This is a genomic window from Cupriavidus sp. GW823-FHT07B10 (genome assembly GCF_058794355.1).
Genome location: NZ_JBXAGS010000006.1, coordinates 383085 through 402379 on the forward strand (window position 1 = coordinate 383085; position 19295 = coordinate 402379).

A 19295-nucleotide genomic window follows, 5' to 3' on the forward strand; every position below is an offset into this window, starting at 1 on the left:
CCTATCACTTGGTGCCGATCACGCCCGTGACCGTCAGCGTCAGCAGCACCAGCATGCCGACGATCATCGCGAACGCGTAGTGGTAGATATAGCCCGACTGCAGGTAGCGGCTTGCCGAAGCAAACGAAGCCACCAGGCGCGCCGCGCCGTTGACGAACAGGCCGTCGATCACGCTCTGGTCGCCGCCCTTCCACAGGCCGGTACCGAGCAGGCGTGCGCCGCGGGCGAACACGGCCTGGTTGATGGCGTCCATGTAGTACTTGTTGTCCAGCAGCTTGTAGAGACCCGAGAAGCGGTTCGCGATGGCTTCAGGGATATCCGGGCGCTTCATATAGAAGAACCAGGACAGCACCACACCGGCGACGGCCAGCCACAGCACGGGCGTGGTCAGCGAGTGGATCGCCATTGCCACCCAGCCGTGGAACGCTTCCTTGAGCTCGGCCATGGCGTGGTGGTTCTCGCCGACGAAGATCACATCCTTGAACGCGATGCCGTTCTTGAAGAAGTTGCCGAACAGCATCGGCTCGATCGCGATCGCACCGACGATCACCGACGGGATCGCCAGCAGCACCAGCGGCAGCGTCACCACCCACGGCGACTCGTGCGGCTTCTCGCCGGCGGCCAGGCCATGGTGGTGGTCGTGCGAGACCTCTTCGTCCTCATGGTCGCCTTCATGATGCTGGTGGGCATGGTTCTGGCCCCAGCGCTCCTTGCCATGGAAGACCAGGAAGTACATGCGGAACGAGTAGAACGCGGTGACGAACACGCCCGCCAGCACGGCGAAGTAGGCAAAGCCCGAACCGGCGATATGCGACTCGGCCACGGCCTCGATGATCGAGTCCTTGGAGTAGAAGCCCGCGAAGAACGGCGTGCCGATCAGCGCCAGCGAACCCACCAGCGAGGTGATCCAGGTGAGCGGCATGTACTTGCGCAGGCCGCCCATGTTGCGGATGTCCTGGTCGTGGTGCATGCCGATGATGACCGAGCCCGCGCCCAGGAACAGCAGTGCCTTGAAGAACGCGTGCGTCATCAGGTGGAACACGGCCACCGAGTATGCCGAAGCGCCCAGCGCCACGGTCATGTAGCCCAGCTGCGACAGGGTCGAGTAAGCGACCACGCGCTTGATGTCATTCTGGATGATGCCCAGGAAGCCCATGAACAGCGCCGTGATGGCACCGATCACCAGCACGAAGGACAGCGCCGTATCCGACAGCTCGAACAGCGGCGACATGCGTGCCACCATGAAGATGCCGGCGGTCACCATCGTTGCCGCGTGGATCAGCGCCGAGATCGGGGTCGGGCCTTCCATCGAGTCAGGCAGCCAGACGTGCAGCGGGAACTGCGCCGACTTGCCCATCGCGCCGATGAACAGGCAGATGCAGGCCACGGTGATCATGAGCCAGTCGGTGCCCGGGAAGATCACGGTCGCCAGCTGGTCGCGCGCGGCGAACACTTCGGTGTAGTTCATGCTGCCGGCATAGGCCAGCAGCAGGCCGATGCCCAGGATAAAGCCGAAGTCGCCGACGCGGTTGACCAGGAACGCCTTCAGGTTGGCGAAGATCGCCGTCGGGCGGGTGTACCAGAAGCCGATCAGCAGGTACGACACCAGGCCCACCGCTTCCCAGCCGAAGAACAGCTGCAGGAAGTTGTTGCTCATCACCAGCATCAGCATCGAGAAGGTGAACAGCGAGATGTAGGCGAAGAAGCGGTTGTAGCCGGGGTCCCCGTCCATGTAGCCGACGGTGTAGATGTGCACCATCAGCGAGACAAAGGTAACCACCACCATCATCATCGCGGTCAGCGAGTCGACCAGGAAGCCGACCTCCATCTTCAGGCTGCCGATGGCCATCCACTCATAGACGGTGCCGTTGTAGCCGGCGCCGTTCATGACGTCGAGCAGCACCATCACCGACAGCACGCAGGCAATGGCCACGCCCAGAATCGTCGAGGTGTGGGCCACCATCCGGCCGCCGCGCGACTCCGAGGAAAACAGGTCAAAGAACTTGGTACCGAACAGGCCGGCGATCGCGGAGCCGACTAGCGGCGCCAGCGGGATCGCAAGCAGCAGGTTGGGGTTGAGCGTGGTTGCCATAGGACGCTTAGTGGTGTGCGGTCGGTGAGTCTTGGGTATCTGCGTAGTGCGCCACGGATCAGCCCTTGAGGGTGTCCATGTCGTCCACGTTGATCGTATCCAGGTTGCGGAACAGCACAACCAGGATGGCGAGACCGATTGCCGACTCGGCGGCGGCCACCGTGAGGATGAAGAAAACGAAAACCTGACCAGCCAGGTCGCCCAGGTAATGCGAGAAGGCGACGAAGTTGATGTTCACCGCAAGCAGCATCAGTTCGATCGCCATCAGCAGCACGATCACGTTCTTGCGGTTCAGGAAGATGCCGACGATGCTGATCGCAAACAGGATCGCACCGAGCACGAGGAAATGAGCGAGAGAGAGCACAGCGATTTCTCCGGGCTTTAGTTCTTATTGGCGGCAGCCGCGGCTTCCGTCTGCTGGGTCTGGCCTTCGGACTGCATCGGCACCAGGCGCACGCGCTCGTCGCGGCGGGTGCGCAGCTGCGCCGACACGTCCTGGGCCTTGACGTCCTTGCGGCGGCGCAGGGTCAGCGCCACGGCGGCGATGATCGCCACCAGCAGGATGATGCCGGCCACTTCGAAGGCGTAGATATAGTCGGTGTAGATCAGCTTGCCGAGCGCGGCGGTGTTCGAGTAGCCCGGGTCCTGCGAACCGTTGGTGGCCACCGGCGTGGTGGTGCCGATAAAGTTGCGCACCAGCACGATCGCCATCTCGGCGATGATCAGCGCGCCCACCACCGAGGCCATCGGCACGTAGGTCCAGAAGTCCCGCCGCAGGTGCTCGATGTCGATGTCGATCATCATCACCACGAACAGGAACAGCACCATCACCGCGCCGACATAGACCAGCACCAGCAGGATGGCGAGGAATTCCGCCTTGAGCAGCATCCAGATCGCCGCCGCCGTGAAGAACGACAGCACGAGGAACAGTGCGGAATGCACCGGGTTCTTCGCAGTGATGACTTTCAGTGCGGAGAGCACCAGCACCAGCGCAAAGACGTAGAAGATGGTGGTCGTGAGTTCCATGGTCCCTATCGGATCCTCTCTGGGCCGTCCGGCACAAGCCACCCCCTCGGGTGGCCCGCTCCTGCGGCATCCTTGCATTGGCCCCTTGCATTGCAGGGACCGCATTCAATTCGGTGGCGGCGGCTGCCAGGTCTGCTGCTTGCGGCAGCCGCGAACCGGTCGTTACTTCTGTCGCTGCTTCGGCTTAGCGATACTTTGCGTCGGCAGCCTTCGCTGCGGCGATCTGCGGCTCGTAGCGGTCGCCCACTGCCAGCAGCATGTCCTTGGTGAAGTACAGGTCGCCGCGCTTCTCGCCGTGGTACTCCAGGATCTGCGTTTCCACGATGGCGTCGACCGGGCAGGCCTCTTCGCAGAAACCGCAGAAGATGCACTTGGTCAGGTCGATGTCATAGCGGGTCGTGCGGCGCGTGCCGTCGGCGCGCGCGTCGGACTCGATCGTGATGGCCAGCGCCGGGCACACCGCCTCGCACAGCTTGCAGGCGATGCAGCGCTCTTCCCCGTTGGGGTAGCGGCGCAGCGCGTGCAGACCACGGAAGCGCGGCGAGATCGGCGTTTTCTCTTCCGGGAACTGGACGGTGATCTTGCGCGCGAAGAGATAGCGGCCGGTCAGGGCCATGCCCTTGAAGAGTTCCTTCAGGAGCAGGCTGTTGAAGAAGTCCTTGATGGCGAGCAGCATGATGCTTCCTAGTATTTCCACACGGCGCGCGCCCCGGCGCGCACCGTCGTTTGGCCGTTCAGTGCCAGATGTTCCAGGGCGACTTGATCCAGATCGCCACGATGATCAGCCACGCCACCGTCAGGGGGATGAACACCTTCCAGCCCAGGCGCATGATCTGGTCATAGCGGTAGCGCGGGAACGAGGCACGGATCCAGATGAAGACGGACAGCAGCAGGAATACCTTGATCACCAGCCAGAAGAAGCCCGGGATCGCGTTGGTCAGCACGCTGTCGATCGGGGGCGCCCAGCCGCCCAGGAACATCAGCGCGGTCATCGTCGAGATGATGATCATGTTGATGTACTCGGCCAGGAAGAACAGCGCGAAGCCCATGCCCGAATACTCGATCATGTGGCCGGCCACGATTTCCGACTCGCCTTCCACCACGTCGAACGGGTGGCGGTTGGTTTCGGCCACGCCCGAGATGAAGTAGACGCCGAACATCGGCAGCAGCGGCAGCCAGTTCCACGACAGGATGTTGATGCCCATGTCGGCAAAGTAGCCGGTGTTCTGGCCGTTGACGATGGCCGACAGGTTCAGGCTGCCGGCAACCATCAGCACCGTCACCAGCGCAAAGCCCATGGCGATTTCATACGACACCATCTGGGCCGCGGCACGCATGGCGCCGATGAAGGCGTACTTGGAGTTCGAGGCCCAGCCTGCCAGGATCACGCCGTACACGCCCACCGAGCTGATCGCCATCACGTACAGCAGACCGGCGTTCACATCCGCCAGCACCACTTCAGCCTGGAACGGAATCACGGCCCAGACCGCCACGGCGGGCATCAGCACCATCAGCGGGGCAATCAGGTACATGCCCCGGCTGACCTGCGTGGGCATCATGACTTCCTTGAGCAGCAGCTTCAGCACGTCGGCAATCGGCTGCAGCAGGCCCAGCGGACCCACGCGGTTCGGGCCGATACGGACGTGCATCCAGCCGATCAGCTTGCGCTCCCACAGGATCAGGTAAGCCACGCACAGTAGCAGCGGCACCACGATGATCACGGCGCGAATCAGGATCCACAGCGGCGTCCAGTAGGCACCCAGCAGGCCCTGTCCTTGCGAGGTAATCCAGTCAATCATGTCTTGTTCTCGCTCTTGTTCTTACGCCGTGGCCACGGTGCCGGTGGCCGGCGCCAGGTCAATGGCCTTCTCTACGGTGACCGTGCCGTACATCGCGCCCAGGCTCATGGCCGCCGGCGTCGCCGCCGGCACGCGCACGGTGTTGGCCGGGAGCGTGGCTTCGAGCACGGCCGGCAGCACCACGCTGCCCTGCCCTTGCGTGACCCGCACCGGATCGCCGGACTGGATGCCAAGGCTGGCGAACAGGTCGGCCGGCAGCGCGATCTGCATGGCGCGGCGCGCGGCAGCGCTCAGCTGCAGCGACTCGGCGCGGCGCACGATCGGATCGGCGTGGTAGATCGGCACATCGGCAATGCGTTCGATGCCGTTGGCGGCAGCGGCGGCCACGCGGATCGGCGCGTCGGTGGCGTTGTCCAGCTGCGCATCGACCGGGGCCGACAGCACTTCGGCACGCACCGATTCGGCGGTTTCGTAGTCGAAGCCGGCCACGTCCAGCAGGTTGCCCAGCACGCGCAGCACCTTCCAGCCCGGACGCGATTCGCCCAGCGCGCGCACCACGCCGTTGAAGCTCTGCGGCTTGCCTTCGCAGTTGACGAAGGTGCCGGCGGTTTCCGTGAACGGCGTCACCGGCAGGATCACGTCGGCGTACTGCATGGCCGCTTCCGAACGGAACGGCGACAGCACCACCACCGTGCCGGCCTGGGCCAGCGCGGCCAGCGCCTTGCGCGGGTCGGCGGCGTCGAACTCGGGTTCGGTGTTCAGCAGGATGTAGGCCTTGCGCGGCGTGTCCAGCATCGCCTGCGCATTGGCGCCGCCCTGCCTGGGCAGCGCGCCGGCGACATAGCCGCCGACGGTATTGGCGGCTTCGGTCAGGAAGCCCAGCGTCGCACCGGTTTCGGTGGCGATCCACTGTGCCAGCGCGTGCAGCGCCGAGAACTGCGGATGGCGCACGGCCTCGTTGCCGAGGAACACCGCACGGCGCTCGCCCGACAGCAGCGCTTCGGCCGTCTTGGCGGCAACATCGCCACCGTCGAAACCTTCGGTGCCGGCCGGGGCAGTCACGCCCTTGGCGGCGGCCACGGCACGGGCCACGCCTGCGAGGGCCGCGGTCCAGCCCGACGGCGCCACGTCGATGCGGGCGGCCACGGGCATCAGCAGGTCTTCACCGCCGGCACCCAGCACCGCCACGCGGGCACCCTTCTTGGTAGCCTGGCGCAGGCGCGAGGCCAGCAGCGGATGATCCTTGCGCAGCGACGAGCCGATCACCAGCACGCGTTGCAGGGTGGTCACGTCGGCCACCGGCATGCCCAGCCACGGCGCGCCCTTCAGTGCCGCCGAGAAGTCGGTCTGGCGCAGGCGGAAGTCGACATTGTCGCTGCCCAGGCCGCGCATCAGCTTGCCCAGCAGGAACAGCTCTTCCAGCGTGCTGTGCGGGCTGGCCAGCGCGGCGATCTGGTCGGCGCCATGATCGCGCTTGATGCTGGCGAGGCCGTTGGCCACATATTCCAGCGCGGTCTGCCAGTCGGTTTCCATCCATTCGCCGCCCTGCTTCAGCAGCGGGCGGGTCAGGCGGTCGGCGCTGTTCAGGCCTTCATACGAGAAGCGGTCCTTGTCGGAGATCCAGCACTCGTTGATGTCTTCGTTTTCCAGCGGCAGCACGCGCATCACGCGCTGGTTCTTGGTCTGCACCACCAGGTTAGCGCCCAGGCCGTCGTGCGGCGACACCGACTTGCGGCGTGCCAGTTCCCAGGTACGGGCCGAGTAGCGGAACGGCTTGCTGGTCAGCGCGCCGACCGGGCACAGGTCGATCATGTTGCCCGACAGTTCCGAGTCGACGGTCTTGCCGACGAAGGTGGTGATTTCCGAATGCTCGCCGCGGCCCAGCATGCCCAGCTCCATCACGCCGGCCACTTCCTGGCCGAAGCGCACGCAGCGGGTGCAGTGGATGCAGCGGGTCATCTCCTCCATGGAGATCAGCGGGCCCACGTTCTTGTGGAACACCACGCGCTTCTCTTCCTTGTAGCGCGACTCCGAGGCACCGTAGCCCACGGCCAGGTCCTGCAGCTGGCATTCGCCGCCCTGATCGCAGATCGGGCAGTCGAGCGGGTGGTTGATCAGCAGGAATTCCATCACGGACTTCTGCGCCTTGACCGCCTTCTCCGAATTGGTGAAGACCTTCATGCCGGGGGTCACCGGCGTGGCGCAGGCAGGCAGCGCCTTCGGGGCCTTTTCGACCTCGACCAGGCACATGCGGCAGTTGGCCGCGATGGACAGTTTGCGGTGGTAGCAGAAGTGCGGGATGTAGGTGCCCAGCTTGCGGGCTGCTTCCATCACCAGGCTGCCTTCAGCAACCTCAACCTTCTTGCCGTCGATCTCTAGTTCAACCATGTTCTGCCACGCTTAGATGTAGGCCGGAACCATGCACTGCTTGTGTTCGACGTGATATTCGAACTCTTTCCAGTAGTGCTTGAGCATGCCGCGGACCGGCATCGCCGCGGCATCGCCGAGCGCGCAGATGGTGCGGCCCATGATGTTTTCCGCGACGTTGTTGAGCAGGTCCAGGTCTTCCTGGCGCCCCTCTCCGTGTTCGATGCGATTGACCATGCGGTAGAGCCAGCCGGTGCCTTCACGGCACGGCGTGCACTGGCCGCACGATTCCTCAAAATAGAAGTACGACAGGCGCAGCAGCGAGCGGACCATGCAGCGCGTCTCGTCCATCACGATCACAGCGCCCGAGCCCAGCATCGAGCCGGCCTTGGCGATCGAGTCGTAGTCCATGTCGGACGCCATCATCAGGTCGCCCGGCACCACCGGCGCGGACGAACCGCCCGGGATCACCGCCTTGATGCGCTTGCCGCCGCGCATGCCGCCGGCGAGCTCCAGCAGCTTGGCGAACGGCGTTCCCAGCGGGATCTCGTAATTGCCGGGACGTTCGACGTCACCCGAGATCGAGAAGATCTTGGTGCCACCGTTGTTCGGCTTGCCCAGCTTCAGGTAGTTCTCGGGGCCGACGGCCAGCAGGAACGGCACCGCGGCAAACGTTTCCGTGTTGTTGATGGTGGTCGGCTTGCCGTACAGGCCAAAGCTGGCCGGGAAAGGCGGCTTGAAACGCGGCTGGCCCTTCTTGCCTTCCAGCGATTCGAGCAGCGCGGTTTCCTCGCCGCAGATATAGGCGCCGTAGCCGTGGTGCGCGTGCAGCTGGAAATCGAAGCCCGAACCCAGGATGTTGTCGCCCAGGAAGCCGGCAGCGCGCGCCTCTTCGAGCGCTTCCTCGAAGATCTTGTACTCGTTCCAGATCTCGCCGTGGATGTAGTTGTAGCCCACGGTGATGCCCATCGCATACGCGCCGATGGCCATGCCTTCGATCAGCGAGTGCGGGTTGTAGCGGATGATGTCGCGGTCCTTGAACGTGCCGGGCTCGCCTTCATCGGTGTTGCAGACCAGGTATTTCTGCCCCGGGAACGTGCGCGGCATGAAGCTCCACTTCAGGCCGGTCGGGAAGCCCGCACCGCCGCGGCCCCGCAGGCCCGAGGCCTTGACGTCGGCGATCACCTGCTCGGGCGGGATCTTCTCGGTCAGAATGCGCTTCAGTTGCTGGTAGCCGCCACGCTTGACGTAGTCTTCCAGGTGCCAATTCTTGCCGTCCAGGCCGGCCAGGATCAGCGGCTGGATATGGCGGTCGTGCAGACTGGTCATGTTACTTGCCCCCCTTGGCAGCTTCGGCTTTCAGCTCGTCGACGAGCGCGTCGAGCTTGTCGTCGCTCATGAAGCTGCACATGCGGGTGTTGTTGACGATCATCACCGGCGCGTCGCCGCAAGCGCCCATGCACTCGCCCTCTTTCAGGGTGAAGCAGCCGTCAGCGGTGGTCTCGTTGTAGTCGATCCCGAGCTTGCGCTTCAGGTACTCGCCGGCCCGCTCGCCGCCCGACAGGGCGCACGGCAGGTTGGTGCAGATGGCGAGCTTGAATTTGCCCACCGGCTTGGTGTCATACATGTTGTAGAAGGTCGCCACCTCTTCCACCCACACGGGCGGCATCTCGAGATAGCTGGCGACGAACTGCATGACTTCGGGGGAAACCCAGCCCACCTCGCCCTGCGCCACGGCAAGCGCCGCCATCACGGCCGACTGCTTCTGGTCGGCCGGATACTTCGCGATCGCGCGATCGATTTCCTTGAGAGCTTCTGCTGATAGCATGGTCATTGCAGTAAAACGGCGTCAGGCAGCGCCACCGGGCGTTCCCTTCCGCAGGTTTGCAGCCGTCGCTGCCCGTTCCGCCGGCAGGCCTGAGGCCGTACCGGTCCGCCGCGGGTCTTCCGCCCGCTCCCCCTGGGGAGCGCCGCGGAAAGCGCCCGGATCGTCGTCCGGGCCGGCGGTCCGTGATTAGCGGTCGATCTCGCCGAAGACGATGTCTTGCGTGCCGATGATCGTTACCGCGTCAGCAATCATGTGTCCCTTGGCCATTTCGTCGAGCGCGGCCAGGTGAGGGAAACCAGGTGCACGGATCTTCAGGCGGTACGGCTTGTTGGCCCCGTCCGAGATCGCGTAGATGCCAAATTCGCCCTTCGGATGCTCCACCGCTGCATACGCTTCGCCTTCCGGCACGTGCATGCCTTCGGTGAACAGCTTGAAGTGGTGGATCAGTTCTTCCATGTTGGACTTCATGTCCACGCGCGAGGGCGGCGCCACCTTGTGGTTGTCGGTGATCACCGGGCCCGGGTTGCGGCGCAGCCATTCCACGCACTGCCTGATGATGCGGTTGGACTGGCGCATCTCTTCCACGCGCACCAGGTAGCGCGCGTAGCAGTCGCCGCCCACGCCCACCGGCACGTCGAAGTCCAGCTTGTCGTACACCTCGTACGGCTGCTTCTTGCGCAGGTCCCACTCGATGCCGGAGCCACGCAGCATCGGGCCGGTAAAGCCCATCTGCAGCGCACGTTCCGGGCTGACCACGCCGATATCCACCAGGCGCTGCTTCCAGATCCGGTTGTCGGTCAGCAGCGTCTCGTATTCGTCGACGTACTTCGGGAACCGGTTGGTGAAGTCCTCGATGAAGTCCAGCAGCGAGCCCGAACGCGCCTCGTTCATGGCCTTGATGGCGCGCTCGTTGTGTACCTTGGAGGCACGATATTGCGGCATCGTGTCAGGCAGGTCGCGGTAGACGCCGCCCGGACGGTAGTAGGCCGCGTGCATGCGCGCGCCCGACACCGCCTCGTACATGTCGAACATGTCCTCGCGCTCGCGGAAGGCGTACAGGAACACCGCCATCGCGCCCACGTCCAGCGCGTGCGAGCCGATCCACATCAGGTGGTTCAGCAGGCGGGTGATCTCGTCGAACATCACGCGGATGTACTGCGCGCGCACCGGCACTTCCAGGCCCAGCAGGCGCTCGATCGCCATCACGTAGGCGTGCTCGTTGACCATCATCGACACATAGTCGAGTCGGTCCATGTACGGCACGCTCTGGATCCAGGTCTTCTGCTCGGCCAGCTTCTCGGTGGCACGGTGCAGCAGGCCGATATGGGGGTCGGCGCGCTGGATGACTTCGCCGTCCAGCTCCAGCACCAGGCGCAGCACGCCGTGCGCAGCCGGGTGTTGCGGGCCGAAGTTCAGGGTGTAGTTCTTGATGTCTGCCATGGCGCGTTATCAGTGCAAGCCGCCGTAGTTGTCCTCGCGGATCACGCGCGGGGTGATTTCGCGCGGCTCGATCGTGACCGGCTGGTAGATGACCCGCTTCTGCTCCGGGTCGTAGCGCATCTCGACGAAGCCCGAGACCGGGAAATCCTTGCGGAACGGATGGCCGACGAAACCGTAGTCGGTCAGGATGCGGCGCAGGTCCGGATGGCCGTCGAACACGATGCCGTAGAAATCGAAGGCCTCACGCTCGAACCAGTTGACGCCGTTCCACACGTCGATCAGCGACGGCAGCACCGGGAAATCATCGTCCGGGGCGAACACGCGCACGCGCAGGCGCCAGTTGTGGGTGATCGACAGCAGCTGCGAAACCGCGGCAAAGCGCAGGCCGTCCCAGGCACCGTCGCCGTACTCGGAATAGTCCACGCCGCACAGGTCGATCAGCTGCTCGAAGCGCAGCGACGGATCGTCGCGCAGGATGCGGGCAACTTCGAGGTAGTCGTCGGCCTTGACGATCAGCGTCAGTTCGCCGGTCGCCTCGATCAGGTTCTGCACGCGCTTGCCGAGAGCTTTCTCGAGCGCGGCCTTCAGGATGTCAAGCTTCGCCATTTCAGCCCTTGCGCGCGATGGTGTTGGTGCGCTTGATCTTGTTCTGCAGCTGGATCACGCCGTAGATCAGCGCCTCGGCCGTCGGCGGGCAGCCCGGCACATAGATATCCACCGGCACGATGCGGTCGCAGCCACGCACCACCGAGTACGAGTAGTGGTAGTAACCGCCGCCATTGGCGCACGAGCCCATCGAGATCACCCAGCGCGGTTCTGCCATCTGGTCGTAGACCTTGCGCAGCGCGGGGGCCATCTTGTTGCACAGCGTGCCGGCCACGATCATCACGTCCGACTGGCGCGGCGACGGGCGGAAAATCACGCCGAAGCGGTCCATGTCGTAGCGCGCGGCGCCGGCATGCATCATTTCCACGGCACAGCAGGCCAGGCCGAAAGTCATCGGCCACAGCGACCCGGTGCGGGTCCAGTTGATCAGCTTGTCAGCGGTAGTCGTGACAAAGCCTTCGTTGAGAACGCCTTCGATTGCCATTTCACATCACTCCCAATCGAGCGCGCCCTTTTTCCAGATGTAGACGAAGCCCACGATGAATTCCAGCAGAAACACGCCCATGGCGATGAAACCCGGCCAGCCGATATCCCTCAGGGCGACACCCCACGGAAACAGGAAGGCGGTTTCGAGGTCGAACAGGATAAACAGGATGGCGATGAGGTAGTAGCGCACATCGAACTTCATGCGCGCGTCCTCGAACGCTTCGAAGCCGCACTCGTACGGCGACAGCTTCGCGGGATCGGGCTTGTTCGGACCGAGGATCCGACCGATCGACATCAGCGCCACGCCAAGCACGACACCGAAGATGATGAAGATGAGAACGGGGAAGTAGGCTTCGAGATTCAAGGTACGGCCAGCCTTATCTGGAATGTTGTCAACAGCACCAGCTGAAGCGGCGTCCTGTTGCCCACCCCAGGCGCTAAGCCATGAGCCTCATGGCGCGCCGCCTTGCGGACTGCCGGAGCCCCACGCTCGGGTGCATTGCCCGGCCAGGGACTCCGATCAAGTTGTTTGGTGCCGACGGCGAGACTCGAACTCGCACAGCTTTCGCCACTACCCCCTCAAGATAGCGTGTCTACCAATTTCACCACGTCGGCTGGGGGAGAAACAATATTGCCTGGCGCCGGGTTTTCAGGCCCTTCAGGTCCGTTGCAGAGGCTTTCGTCTTTGCTCGGAACCCATCGCTGGGGAATCGTTTCAAGCCTTGCATTCTAACCCAGATTTCTTGCTTTGTTCAACGCACAACTGCAAAAAAACTCAGGAATCCGCCGCAAGGCTTACGGATTATTTCGGTACAGCGGGAGCTGCCGGCGCCGATGCATCAGCGGCCGCTGCCGGGGCTGCAGCGGGAGCCGAAGCACCTGCCACTGCGGGCGCCGAAGCCGGCGCCGCGCCCATCACGCCCAGCGATGCAGCCGGCTTGTAGTTGCCCAGCAGCGTCAGCGCCAGCGTGCAGACGAAGAACAGCGTGGCCAGCACGGCGGTGGTGCGCGACAGGAAGTTTGCCGAGCCGGTGGCACCGAACAGGCTGCCCGAGGCACCCGAACCGAATGCCGCGCCGACATCGGCGCCCTTGCCATGCTGGATCAGCACCAGGCCAATCACGCCCAGCGCCGACAACACCTGCAGCACCACCAACAAAGTCTTGAAGATTGCCATTTGATTTAGATAAGCCTTACTGGCTGGTTACTTGCCTGATCGGTCGATCGGAACGGCCGGCATTCAGGCGTTGCCGATCGCGAGAAAATCTGCCGACTTCAGCGAGGCGCCGCCAATCAGGCCCCCGTCGATATCGGTCATGGAAAACAGTTCGGCCGCATTGTCCGGCTTGACGCTGCCGCCGTACAGGATGGCCATACGCTCGGCCACGCCCGCGTCGCGCGCGGCAACCTGGCCGCGCAAGAACGCGTGCACCGCCTGCGCCTGCTCGCTGGTGGCGGTCTTGCCGGTGCCGATCGCCCAGACCGGCTCATAGGCCAGCACCACGCGGCTCAGCTGCTCCACCGTCAGCGCGTCCAGCACGGCCTGCAGCTGCCTGCCGACCACCGCTTCGGTTTCGCCCGCCTCGCGCTGGGCCAGTGTTTCACCCACGCAGACTACCGGGACGATGCCGAATTCCAGCGCGCGCAGCGCCTTGGCCGCGACGGTCTGGTCGGTTTCGCCATGATAGGTGCGGCGCTCCGAGTGGCCGACCAGCACATAAGTGCAGCCAAACTCACCCACCATCGATGCCGAGACTTCACCGGTGAAGGCGCCGCGCGCCTCTGCCGACACATCTTGTGCGCCCCAGGCCACTTGCGAGCCATTCAGCAACGCCTGGCATTGTGCAAGATAGGGGAACGGCGCGCAGACCGCCAGCGTCGCCTTGGCCGCGCCAGCCTTGATGCCCTCCAGCAGCGCCGCGTTTGCAGCCAGGCTGCCATGCATCTTCCAATTGCCGATGACGAGCTTTTGTCTCACGAAGTGCCCCTCCCAAATCAAACCCGCTATTGTAGCTTGTGGCGGGGGCACGGCGCTACCGCCGCCCGATGGCGGCGGGCGGCAGCATTGGCCACATGCAACGCTCGATGTGCCTTACCAGGTCAGCACGATCTTGCCGATATGCTCGCTCGACTCCATCAGGCGATGCGCATCGGCTGCCTGCGCGGCCGGGAACACCTCGTGGATCACCGGCTTGATCCTGCCGGCGGCCAGCAGCGGCCACACCTGCTCGTGCAGTGCCGCGGCGATCTTGCCCTTGAACGATGCCGGGCGCGGACGCAGCGTGGAGCCGGTCACGGTGATGCGCCGGCGCAGGATATCGCCCAGCGGGATCTCGGCCTTGGCGCCACCCAGCAGCGCAATGATGACGATGCGGCCATCGTCGGCGATGCACTTCAGCTCGCGCGCCAGGTACGGGCCGGCAACCATGTCGAGGATCACATCGACACCGTTGCCGCCGGTCAGCGCCGACACCTCGGCGACGAAGTCCTGCGTCTTGTAGTTGATCGCGCGATCGGCGCCCAGGTCTTCGCAGGCCTTGCATTTCTCATCGGTGCCGGCGGTGACGAACACCTTGTGGCCCAGCGCCTTGGCGATCTGGATCGCGGTCGTGCCGATGCCGCTGGAGCCGCCCTGGATCAGCAGGGTCTCATCCTTGCCGCGCGGGCCCTGGCCCAGGCAGCCGCGGTCGAACACATTGCTCCAGATGGTGAAGAAGGTCTCGGGCAGCGCCGCGGCCTCGATATCGCTCAGGCCTTGCGGCGCGGGCAGGACCTGTGCCAGCGGCGCCGTGCACAGCTGTGCGTAGCCGCCGCCCTGCACCAGCGCGCAGACGCGGTCGCCCACCTTCAGGCCGAAGCGGTTGTCGGCATGCGACAGGTCGCCGCCCACCACCACGCCCGCCACTTCCAGGCCGGGCAGGTCCGAAGCGCCCGGCGGCACGGGGTAGTTGCCGGTGCGCTGGAATACGTCCGGACGGTTGACGCCGGCGGCAGCCACGCGGATCAGGACCTCGCCCGCCCCCGCAACCGGGTCGGGACGCTCGGTCAGCTGGAGGACTTCGGGGGCACCGTATTCGCGGATCTCGATGGCTTGCATGCTGCTCTGCTCCTTGTACTTGTCTTGGCGCGGGTCGACGATGCGTCGCGCCAGGGTCGGTGTGAGCCTTGGCTCGATAGGGTTGCCGGCAGTGTAAACAAAAAAACGGCTGGACATCGTCCAGCCGTTTTTTTGGCGGCACCACCTTGCGGCACCACCTTGCGGCACCACCTTGCGGCGGCACCTGCGGGCAATCCTGCCCCGCTGGCTTTACTGCTGTTCCGAGCCTTCGGCCGGAGCCGCCGGCGCGGCGGCTTCGCCGGCGTTGATCGGGCTGATGCTGCCGCCCTCTTCGGTCAGCGCGGCCTTCAGCGACAGGCGCAGGCGGCCCTTCTCGTCAGCCTGGATCAGCTTGACGCGGACCTGCTGGCCTTCCTTCAGCCAGTCCTTGATGTCCTTGACACGCTCGTTGACGATTTCCGAGATGTGCAGCAGGCCATCCTTGCCCGGCAGGATGTTGACGATGGCGCCGAAGTCCAGCAGCTTCAGCACGGTACCGGCGTAAATCTTGCCCACTTCGGCTTCCGCGGTGATGCCCTCGATGCGGCGCTTGGCTTCGGCCATGCCGTCGGTCGAGGTCGACGCGATCGTGATCGTGCCGTCTTCCTGGATGTCGATGGTGGTACCGGTTTCCTTGGTCAGCGCCTGGATGGTCGAGCCGCCCTTGCCGATCACTTCGCGGATCTTGTCCGGATGGATCTTCATGGTGATCATGCGCGGAGCGTGCGCCGACAGTTCGGTGCGGGCGTGGCCCATCGCTTCCTGCATCTTGTGCAGGATGTGCAGGCGGCCTTCACGGGCCTGCGCCAGCGCGACCTGCATGATCTCCTTGGTGATGCCCTGGACCTTGATGTCCATCTGCAGCGCGGTGATGCCGTTGTCGGTACCCGCCACCTTGAAGTCCATGTCGCCCAGGTGATCTTCATCGCCCAGGATGTCGGTCAGCACGGCAAACTTGTTGCCTTCCAGGATCAGGCCCATGGCCACGCCGGCCACGTGTGCCTTGACCGGAACGCCGGCGTCCATCAGCGCCAGGCAGCCGCCGCAGACCGAAGCCATCGACGACGAGCCGTTGGATTCGGTGATTTCCGAAACCAGGCGGATGGTGTAGGCGAATTCATCGTCCTTCGGCAGCACCGGGATCAGTGCGCGCTTGGCCAGGCGGCCGTGGCCGATTTCACGGCGCTTCGGGCTGCCCACGCGGCCGGTTTCACCGGTGGCGAACGGGGGCATGTTGTAGTGGAGCATGAAGCGGTCGCGGTATTCGCCGGCCAGTGCGTCGATGATCTGCTCGTCGCTCTTGGTGCCGAGCGTGGCCACCACCAGCGCCTGCGTTTCACCACGGGTGAACAGCGCCGAGCCGTGCGCGCGCGGCAGCACCGACGAGCGGATCTCGATCGGGCGCACCGTGCGGGTGTCGCGGCCGTCGATACGCGGCTCGCCGGCCAGCACCTGGCCGCGCACGATCTTGGCTTCGAGGTCGAACATGATGTTGCCGACTTCCACCTTGTCGGCTTCCACGCCGGCGGCTGCCAGCGCGGCCGCCACGTTGGCGTTTACTTCCTTCAGCTTCTGGCTGCGGGCCGACTTCTGGCGCAGCTGGTAGGCTTCCTGCAGCAGCGGCAGTGCAACTTCGGTGACCTTGGCGATCAGCGGCTCGTTCTTGGCGGCCGGGGCCCAGTCCCACTCGGGCTTGCCGCCTTCGCGCACCAGCTCATGGATGGCGTTGATCGCGATCTGCATTTGCTCATGGCCATAGACCACGGCGCCCAGCATGACGTCTTCCGACAGCTGGTTGGCTTCCGATTCCACCATCAGCACGGCGCGCTCGGTACCGGCGACCACCAGGTCCAGGTCCGAGGTGGCGAGCTGCGAGCGGGTCGGGTTGAGCAGGTACTGGCCATCCTTGTAGCCCACGCGCGCGGCGCCAACCGGGCCGTTGAACGGGATGCCCGACACGGCCAGCGCGGCCGACGCGCCGATCAGCGCGGGAATGTCAGCGGGCACTTCCGGGTTCAGCGACACCACGTGGATCACCACCTGGACGTCGTTGTAGAAGCCTTCCGGGAACAGCGGGCGCAGCGGACGGTCGATCAGGCGCGAGGTCAGGGTCTCGTTTTCCGACGGACGGCCTTCACGCTTGAAGAAGCCGCCGGGGATCTTGCCGGCCGCGTAGGTCTTCTCGATGTAGTCGACGGTCAGCGGGAAGAAGTCCTGGCCCGGCTTCGGGTTCTTGGCGGCGACCACGGTCGCCAGCACCACGGTGTCTTCCACATCGACCAGCACGGCACCGCCGGCCTGGCGGGCGATTTCGCCGGTTTCCATGCGGACCGTGTGCTGGCCCCACTGGAATTCCTTGACGATCTTGTTGAACATGGACATGTGCATTCCTTGGCTTGCGTGCAGGCCGCGCAATCACGCAATAACACGCGCACGGCCTGCGACGCCTGCGTTCTCAGCCGCAGGCAAACTGCCGGGTCGCCGGTCGCAGTCGCAGGGAAGTGCTATGCCATTCCAGCACGGCACCGGCGTTGCCGATGCCGTGCTGGAATGACACAAAGCCCTGTTTCCTTGGCCGGTCCGGGGTATTGAAAACAAAAAAAGAACAACTTACTCCGTTGCGCAGCTTGCTGCAACGGGCGCCCGGTGAATCAGAATGTCCGCCGGGCGGCGTGAAGCGAAAATCACTCCATCAACTGCCCGCATCTCTGGGCAAGGCCGATTCACCCCGCCAGAAATGCAAAATGCCTGCCCCAGCATTGCTGAAGCAGGCATCGAGGCCTCACGCGAAACCGTGCAAACCCTGGAATCGCGCTGCCATCGGGCGCAACCTTACTTGCGCAGGCCCAGCTTTTCGATCAGGGCGCGGTAACGGTCGGCGTCGTTGGACTTGAGGTAGTCCAGCAGGCGGCGACGGCGGCTCACCATGCGCAGCAGACCGCGGCGGCTGTGGTGATCCTTCATGTTGGCCTTGAAGTGCGGGGTCAGTTCGTTGATGCGGGTGGTCAGCAGGGCCACTTGCACTTCGGGGCTGCCAGTGTCGTTGGCGCCACGTGCGAACTGCTTGATGACTTCGGACTTGTTGATATCGGCAACTGCCATGATGATTTCCTTTCACTTGCGAACGCTACAGCGCGGGATGCGCCGCATGCGTCGTGCCATGTCTTGACTGGCTACCGCCGCCACCGGGCCAACGGCCAGGCAACGACAGCCGCGGATTATAGCCGAAAAGCTACGGCAGGAATACCGGGCGGCCCGTGCGGGCGCGCTGGCGCTCAGGGGCGCTCCATCCGGCACGTGGTGGGCAGCGTGGTCTGCGCGGCCTTGAGCTTGCGCACGGTACGGAAGCCATAACCCGAGCCCTCATTGTCGAAGCGCACTGCCCCGCCCTGGCGCTCCATCACCGACACGTACAGCGGCTGCAGCACCTGGTGGTCGTCGGCGCGCACGGTGGCCTCGTGGAACTGGTTGACGTAGCGCATGTTCTCGAGCGCGCCCGCCACCTTGACCGCATCGGTGGAACCGGCCTGCTCGATCGCGCGCGCCAGCATTTCCACCATCATCTGCATGCGCAGGTGCACGTAGTCGTCCTTCGGCTCCGGATAGCGCGCGCGGAACTGCTGGTAGAACGCGTCCGACGCCGCCCCGCCCACATTCGGGTGCCACTCGGCCACCGCCAGCACGCGGCCCACGCCGGCATCGCCCATCGCCGCGGGCGCGCCCAGGCCATTGCCATAGAAGGTGTAGAACTTGGCCTGCAGTCCGCCTTCGCGTGCGGCCTTGACCATCAGCGTCAGGTCGTTGCCCCAGTTGCCGGTGACGACCGCGTCCGCCCCGCTCGCCTTGATCTTGGCGATATAGGGCGCAAAGTCCTTGATCTTGCCGATCGGGTGGAACTCGTCGCCCACGATCTGGATATCCGGCCGGCGCGCCGCCAGCATCTCGCGAGCCGAGCGCGACACCTGGTGGCCGAAGCTGTAGTCCTGGTCGATCAGGTACACCTTGCGCACCGACTGGTCCTGGCGGATCACCTCGGTCAGCGCCTGCATGCGCATGTCGGCACTGGCGTCAAAGCGGAAATGCCAGAAGCTGCAGTTCTCGTTAGTCAGGCTGGGATCGACCGCCGAGTAGTTCAGGAACAGCACGCGCGCGTCGGGCTGGCGCGCATTGTGGCGGTTGATGGCCGACACCAGCGCGCCGGCCACGGCCGAGCTGTTGCCCTGCAGGACAAAGGGAATGCGCTTGTCGGTCAGGGCCCGCAACTGGATCAGGCTCTCGTCGACATTGCCCTTGCTGTCAAAGGTGACCAGCTCCATGGGCCGCGCACCCTCGGCGGTCTTCACGCCGCCGCGCGCATTGATGCGCTCGATTGCCAGGCGCAGGTTGCGCGTCACGGCTTCGCCCGCGTTGGCAAACGGGCCGGACAACCCGTCGATCATGCCCAGCCGGATCGGCTCTTGAGCCGACGCGCCCGCCGCTGCCGCCAGCAACAACCCGCCCAGCCATCCACGCCACCGTGCCGCAACCTTCATGTTCTCTCCCGGAAAGCGCAGG

General features: G+C 64.7%; 18 protein-coding genes and 1 tRNA gene. All 19 read right to left on the reverse strand.

Annotation, left to right across the window (positions count from 1 at the left end; all coding sequences use genetic code 11):
• Positions 1-4: 4 nt before the first annotated feature.
• Positions 5-2092, reverse strand: coding sequence for an NADH-quinone oxidoreductase subunit L (nuoL, locus tag AC1Q6V_RS16310; RefSeq protein WP_010809121.1), 2088 nt, complete (start codon positions 2090-2092; stop codon positions 5-7).
• A 58-nt stretch (positions 2093-2150) separates the two neighbouring features.
• The gene (gene nuoK, locus AC1Q6V_RS16315) at positions 2151-2456 is read right to left on the reverse strand and encodes an NADH-quinone oxidoreductase subunit NuoK (protein ID WP_010809122.1); all 306 of its coding nucleotides are present in this window, start codon (positions 2454-2456) and stop codon (positions 2151-2153) included.
• 17 nt (positions 2457-2473) lie between these two features.
• Entirely contained in the window at positions 2474-3118 is a 645-nt protein-coding gene (locus tag AC1Q6V_RS16320) for an NADH-quinone oxidoreductase subunit J (RefSeq protein WP_010809123.1), read from the reverse strand.
• Between the two features lie 184 nt (positions 3119-3302).
• Complete coding sequence (gene nuoI, locus AC1Q6V_RS16325; RefSeq protein WP_010809124.1) at positions 3303-3794, reverse strand: NADH-quinone oxidoreductase subunit NuoI; 492 nt, start codon at positions 3792-3794, stop codon at positions 3303-3305.
• Between the two features lie 58 nt (positions 3795-3852).
• Positions 3853-4917, reverse strand: coding sequence for an NADH-quinone oxidoreductase subunit NuoH (nuoH, locus tag AC1Q6V_RS16330; RefSeq protein ID WP_010809125.1), 1065 nt, complete (start codon positions 4915-4917; stop codon positions 3853-3855).
• 21 nt (positions 4918-4938) lie between these two features.
• A complete protein-coding gene (gene nuoG / locus AC1Q6V_RS16335) occupies positions 4939-7305 on the reverse strand; it encodes an NADH-quinone oxidoreductase subunit NuoG (RefSeq protein WP_058698672.1) in 2367 nt (788 codons plus the stop codon).
• A 12-nt stretch (positions 7306-7317) separates the two neighbouring features.
• A complete protein-coding gene (gene nuoF, locus AC1Q6V_RS16340; protein WP_010809127.1) occupies positions 7318-8613 on the reverse strand; it encodes an NADH-quinone oxidoreductase subunit NuoF in 1296 nt (431 codons plus the stop codon).
• Between the two features lies 1 nt (position 8614).
• A complete protein-coding gene (gene nuoE / locus AC1Q6V_RS16345) occupies positions 8615-9112 on the reverse strand; it encodes an NADH-quinone oxidoreductase subunit NuoE (RefSeq protein WP_454749332.1) in 498 nt (165 codons plus the stop codon).
• A gap of 186 nt (positions 9113-9298) precedes the next feature.
• A complete protein-coding gene (locus AC1Q6V_RS16350; RefSeq protein ID WP_010809129.1) occupies positions 9299-10552 on the reverse strand; it encodes an NADH-quinone oxidoreductase subunit D in 1254 nt (417 codons plus the stop codon).
• Between the two features lie 9 nt (positions 10553-10561).
• A complete protein-coding gene (locus AC1Q6V_RS16355; protein ID WP_010809130.1) occupies positions 10562-11158 on the reverse strand; it encodes an NADH-quinone oxidoreductase subunit C in 597 nt (198 codons plus the stop codon).
• 1 nt (position 11159) lies between these two features.
• Complete coding sequence (locus tag AC1Q6V_RS16360) at positions 11160-11642, reverse strand: NuoB/complex I 20 kDa subunit family protein (protein ID WP_008643342.1); 483 nt, start codon at positions 11640-11642, stop codon at positions 11160-11162.
• A 6-nt stretch (positions 11643-11648) separates the two neighbouring features.
• Positions 11649-12008, reverse strand: coding sequence for an NADH-quinone oxidoreductase subunit A (locus tag AC1Q6V_RS16365; RefSeq protein WP_010809131.1), 360 nt, complete (start codon positions 12006-12008; stop codon positions 11649-11651).
• Between the two features lie 166 nt (positions 12009-12174).
• Positions 12175-12259, reverse strand: a tRNA-Leu gene (locus tag AC1Q6V_RS16370).
• Positions 12260-12446: 187 nt separating this feature from the next.
• Positions 12447-12821, reverse strand: a complete 375-nt coding sequence (gene secG, locus AC1Q6V_RS16375; RefSeq protein ID WP_010809132.1) for a preprotein translocase subunit SecG — start codon at positions 12819-12821, stop codon at positions 12447-12449.
• A gap of 63 nt (positions 12822-12884) precedes the next feature.
• Positions 12885-13622, reverse strand: coding sequence for a triose-phosphate isomerase (gene tpiA / locus AC1Q6V_RS16380; RefSeq protein ID WP_011614855.1), 738 nt, complete (start codon positions 13620-13622; stop codon positions 12885-12887).
• A 114-nt stretch (positions 13623-13736) separates the two neighbouring features.
• Positions 13737-14741 carry an NAD(P)H-quinone oxidoreductase gene (locus AC1Q6V_RS16385; RefSeq protein WP_454749331.1) on the reverse strand — a complete coding sequence of 335 codons (1005 nt, stop codon included), beginning with the start codon at positions 14739-14741 and terminating at the stop codon, positions 13737-13739.
• Positions 14742-14951: 210 nt separating this feature from the next.
• Entirely contained in the window at positions 14952-17123 is a 2172-nt protein-coding gene (gene pnp / locus AC1Q6V_RS16390; protein ID WP_011614853.1) for a polyribonucleotide nucleotidyltransferase, read from the reverse strand.
• 450 nt (positions 17124-17573) lie between these two features.
• Positions 17574-17843 carry a 30S ribosomal protein S15 gene (gene rpsO / locus AC1Q6V_RS16395; RefSeq protein ID WP_010809136.1) on the reverse strand — a complete coding sequence of 90 codons (270 nt, stop codon included), beginning with the start codon at positions 17841-17843 and terminating at the stop codon, positions 17574-17576.
• A 173-nt stretch (positions 17844-18016) separates the two neighbouring features.
• On the reverse strand, positions 18017-19273 hold the full coding sequence (locus AC1Q6V_RS16400) for a branched-chain amino acid ABC transporter substrate-binding protein (RefSeq protein ID WP_439668659.1): 1257 nt from the start codon (positions 19271-19273) through the stop codon (positions 18017-18019).
• Between the last annotated feature and the right edge of the window lie 22 nt (positions 19274-19295).

Bases quoted from the DNA above. Each gene is read 5' to 3' on its own strand.
- nuoL (WP_010809121.1), bottom strand. From the start codon at position 2,092: ATGGCAACCACGCTCAACCCCAACCTGCTGCTTGCGATCCCGCTGGCG.
- AC1Q6V_RS16320 (WP_010809123.1), bottom strand. From the start codon at position 3,118: ATGGAACTCACGACCACCATCTTCTACGTCTTTGCGCTGGTGCTGGTG.
- nuoI (WP_010809124.1), bottom strand. From the start codon at position 3,794: ATGCTGCTCGCCATCAAGGACTTCTTCAACAGCCTGCTCCTGAAGGAA.
- nuoH (WP_010809125.1), bottom strand. From the start codon at position 4,917: ATGATTGACTGGATTACCTCGCAAGGACAGGGCCTGCTGGGTGCCTAC.
- nuoG (WP_058698672.1), bottom strand. From the start codon at position 7,305: ATGGTTGAACTAGAGATCGACGGCAAGAAGGTTGAGGTTGCTGAAGGC.
- nuoF (WP_010809127.1), bottom strand. From the start codon at position 8,613: ATGACCAGTCTGCACGACCGCCATATCCAGCCGCTGATCCTGGCCGGC.
- nuoE (WP_454749332.1), bottom strand. From the start codon at position 9,112: ATGCTATCAGCAGAAGCTCTCAAGGAAATCGATCGCGCGATCGCGAAG.
- AC1Q6V_RS16350 (WP_010809129.1), bottom strand. From the start codon at position 10,552: ATGGCAGACATCAAGAACTACACCCTGAACTTCGGCCCGCAACACCCG.
- AC1Q6V_RS16355 (WP_010809130.1), bottom strand. From the start codon at position 11,158: ATGGCGAAGCTTGACATCCTGAAGGCCGCGCTCGAGAAAGCTCTCGGC.
- AC1Q6V_RS16360 (WP_008643342.1), bottom strand. From the start codon at position 11,642: ATGGCAATCGAAGGCGTTCTCAACGAAGGCTTTGTCACGACTACCGCT.
- secG (WP_010809132.1), bottom strand. From the start codon at position 12,821: ATGGCAATCTTCAAGACTTTGTTGGTGGTGCTGCAGGTGTTGTCGGCG.
- AC1Q6V_RS16385 (WP_454749331.1), bottom strand. From the start codon at position 14,741: ATGCAAGCCATCGAGATCCGCGAATACGGTGCCCCCGAAGTCCTCCAG.
- pnp (WP_011614853.1), bottom strand. From the start codon at position 17,123: ATGTCCATGTTCAACAAGATCGTCAAGGAATTCCAGTGGGGCCAGCAC.
- rpsO (WP_010809136.1), bottom strand. From the start codon at position 17,843: ATGGCAGTTGCCGATATCAACAAGTCCGAAGTCATCAAGCAGTTCGCA.
- AC1Q6V_RS16400 (WP_439668659.1), bottom strand. From the start codon at position 19,273: ATGAAGGTTGCGGCACGGTGGCGTGGATGGCTGGGCGGGTTGTTGCTG.